Annotated in this window: 4 protein-coding genes; all 4 read left to right on the forward strand. The window is 40.2% G+C overall.

Annotation, left to right across the window (positions count from 1 at the left end; all coding sequences use genetic code 11):
• On the forward strand, positions 1-410 hold a 410-nt coding region (locus K8S13_RS21170), incomplete at its 5' end, for a hypothetical protein (RefSeq protein ID WP_291465712.1).
• Positions 411-502: 92 nt separating this feature from the next.
• A complete protein-coding gene (locus K8S13_RS21175) occupies positions 503-1,402 on the forward strand; it encodes a VOC family protein (RefSeq protein WP_291465713.1) in 900 nt (299 codons plus the stop codon).
• 398 nt (positions 1,403-1,800) lie between these two features.
• A complete protein-coding gene (locus K8S13_RS21180; protein WP_291465715.1) occupies positions 1,801-2,136 on the forward strand; it encodes an anion permease in 336 nt (111 codons plus the stop codon).
• A gap of 2 nt (positions 2,137-2,138) precedes the next feature.
• The coding region (locus K8S13_RS21185) for an ABC transporter substrate binding protein (protein WP_291465714.1) at positions 2,139-3,186 on the forward strand (1,048 nt) is incomplete at its 3' end.

A 3,186-nucleotide genomic window follows, 5' to 3' on the forward strand; every position in this document is an offset into this window, starting at 1 on the left:
GTAAAACCTCTATCGAATTGCAGAAAAAATCGAGGCGTAATGATTTCGGAGCCAAAAATCCAGATCAATCATTTGCCAAGAGGAATGAAGGGGTAAAAAACAAACAAGAGTTAAGCCAAAAAAGAGAGGTACCCAAGAACAATAAGCCAAAAGCTAATAATGTAAAAAAACCAACTGCCAATGAAAGTAAAAAAACAACCGGAAGGCAGGTTCAGAAAGACTGGAAACCCGCCTCAGAAAAAGCCGGGGCAGCAAACAAAGCTAAGGATGGTAAGGGTTTTGTTCCGTCTGGAAAGACAAACTCAAAACCGGCATATAGGAAATCAGGGAAGAGTGTAAAATCAAGTAGCAGAAAAACAAAACAACAAATTGGCAGACCCTCCCCGACAAGAAGACCCAAAAGGCGCTGAAAAGGGACTCAAGGAAAAAAAATATTTACAACGCAGTTGATATAGGCACTATTAAGTAGACATCTGTTAATTTTATTAAGTGAGATAAATATATGTTAAAAAATAATAACAAGAATATGTCCCTTTTACGACTTATCATTTTTTCAGGACTCTGTGGCTTCCTAATCATGTTTCAAGCGGGTTGTTCCCTCATCCAGCCCCCTGATTCTATCTTAGAAGATAAAACCCTCACTTATCATCCCGGTAAATTTGTCTGGCATGATCTGGTGACAAGCGATGTCGCTACAACTAAATCTTTTTATGGCCAGCTATTCAATTGGACTTTTGAACAACGTGGCCGATATACAATCGTTAGTCTCAATGATAAGCGGATTGGTGGAATTCTTGATATTCAGCCAAAGACCCCAGAACGCCATGCTGCACGCTGGATTTCATCCCTGTCTGTTCCCGATGTCGATCAAGCCACAAGTGTCGTTTTAGCAAATGGCGGCAAAGTTCATAAGGGGCCAGAAAATATAGGGGATCGTGGACGAGTTGCCTTGGTCAGTGATCCACAAGGTGCGCAATTATCTTTAATTCATACAAAAAAGGGTGATCCAAGCGATGGACCGATCGTGGACGGTTCCTGGCTTTGGCATGAACTGTGGACCAACAGCCCCAATGATTCTGTTGTTTTTTACCAGGAACTTGCTGGATATTCAACGGTTGAAGAGCTGGACTCTTATTTGATTCTAACAGCTGAAGACAAATGGCGGGCTGGAATCCGTAATCTTTTTACCCAGGCTCTAGAGCAAAGATGGGTTCCGGTAATCAAAGTGAATGATGTCAGAGCGATATCGGTCTTGGCAAAACAGATGGGTGGCAAGGTTTTAATCGAACCTGAAAACCCAGATTACACTGATCAGGTCGCTTTGCTGGCTGACCCCTCCGGTGCCCTTTTTATGATTCAAGAGTGGTCAGGAATCGATGCTTTAAAGGGGGATAAGAAATAATGAGAATTCACAAGCATTTAAAATTCATCATCGTGGCCGGCGCCATTCTAATGCTGACAGGTTGTGCAGGTTCGGGGTCGACCCATTCTACAATCTATTACGAAAGCTACTACGATCCATACCCACATTGGGGGCACGGTGATGATACGACAATCATTATTGATCTGCCTGACAAGCCGGAACGTCCGACAAGACCTCCGGGGATAAATCCACCGGGAGGCAGTCGACCCAAACCATTTCCGAAGCGGCGATAATCCTATAGATGATAATGTATGAAAAAAGAACAAAAAGAGGGATTTAAAACACTCTCCTTTTCCTTCACACTTCTGGTGGGTCTTATAATCTGGTTTTTACCTGTTCCCCATGGTGTAAAAATTGAAGCCTAGTATCTTCTTGCCATTTTTATTGCTACCATAACAGGCATTATTCTGAAAATCTTACCCATGGGTGCTGTTGGCATTATTGGAATTGCGGTGACTGCCCTGACAGGGGTTCTTGATCCTGAAAATTCTGGCAACGCCATTGCTTATTCCCTGAGTGGGTTTGCCAATACAACCATCTGGCTGATTGTGCTGGCCTTTTTCATTGCCCGTGGATTTATCAAAACCGGTTTAGGATCACGCATTCCATTCCTTTTTTTAAGAATTGACATTACTTATTGTTCCATGATACTAAAAATTGATTTTTGGCTGGCAAGATGTCCTTATAACCCATTATTATTAAGTGGAATTTAAGAATGACGAAAAAACATTATTTTTTTATGGATAAATATAAAATCATGACGGTTTTAATCATGACTTTATTCTTTTTATTGTCATTATCATCTCCCGGCTTTACCCAGTCCCCGGGGAAAAAGGGGACAATTAACGTGGGTCTCCTTCTTGATGGTGAAGACAAAAAAAATATTTCTTTTATCTCTTTGTTGAAATCTGAATTAAACGCGCTTCTCGGTTCAAGTTATGACATCAACATAAAAAAAGATCATATTCTGGATGGTCAATGGGTTTTTGAAACCATTGAAGACAACTATGATCAACTCGTTTCTGATCCGGATATTCACATTATAATTGGTGCCGGGGCCATCACAAGTTCAGTTATTTCCAAAAAAAAGAAGTATGGAAAACCTGTCATTGCCATTGGCATAGTTGATTCAATTGTTCAGGGGCTCTCACCGGTTGTCAATAACAAATCCGGAATTCACAACCTGACCTATATAATGGGGAATAGATCCATTATCAAAGATCTTGAAATCTTCCATAACGTGTACCCCTATAAAACAATCGGATTTGTTTATTATGATGAGTTAAGCAAAACCATGACAAAAGAAGGCAGACAGAAAATTGATCATCTTATGACCCAAAAAAGATCAAACTTTATAAGAATTCCGGTTAAAAAAGGTGTTGGAGATGTATTTGAATATCTTGATAAAGTAGATGCCGTGTATATCAGTTACCTGGGAAAATTCGATGGAAAAGACAAACAATATCTGATAGATGAGTTAAACAATAAAAAAGTGCCTTCTTTTGGTTCAAGTATAGCCGACACCCGGTCAGGAATGCTGGCAGCAATGGCACCGGATGATATTATCACAAAAATTATCCGGCGAATAAGCCTTAACATAGAGGCCATACTGAGGGGTCAGGACCCTGCTGATCTTAAAGTATTTACCGAGTTTGAGAAAAACCTGACCATTAATATGAAAACAGCAGCAAAAATAGGCTTTTCCCCTAAATTTACCATTCTTTCCCAGGCAGAATTGATCAATGAGAATTATATTGATGCCA

Source organism: Desulfobacula sp. (assembly GCF_021107415.1).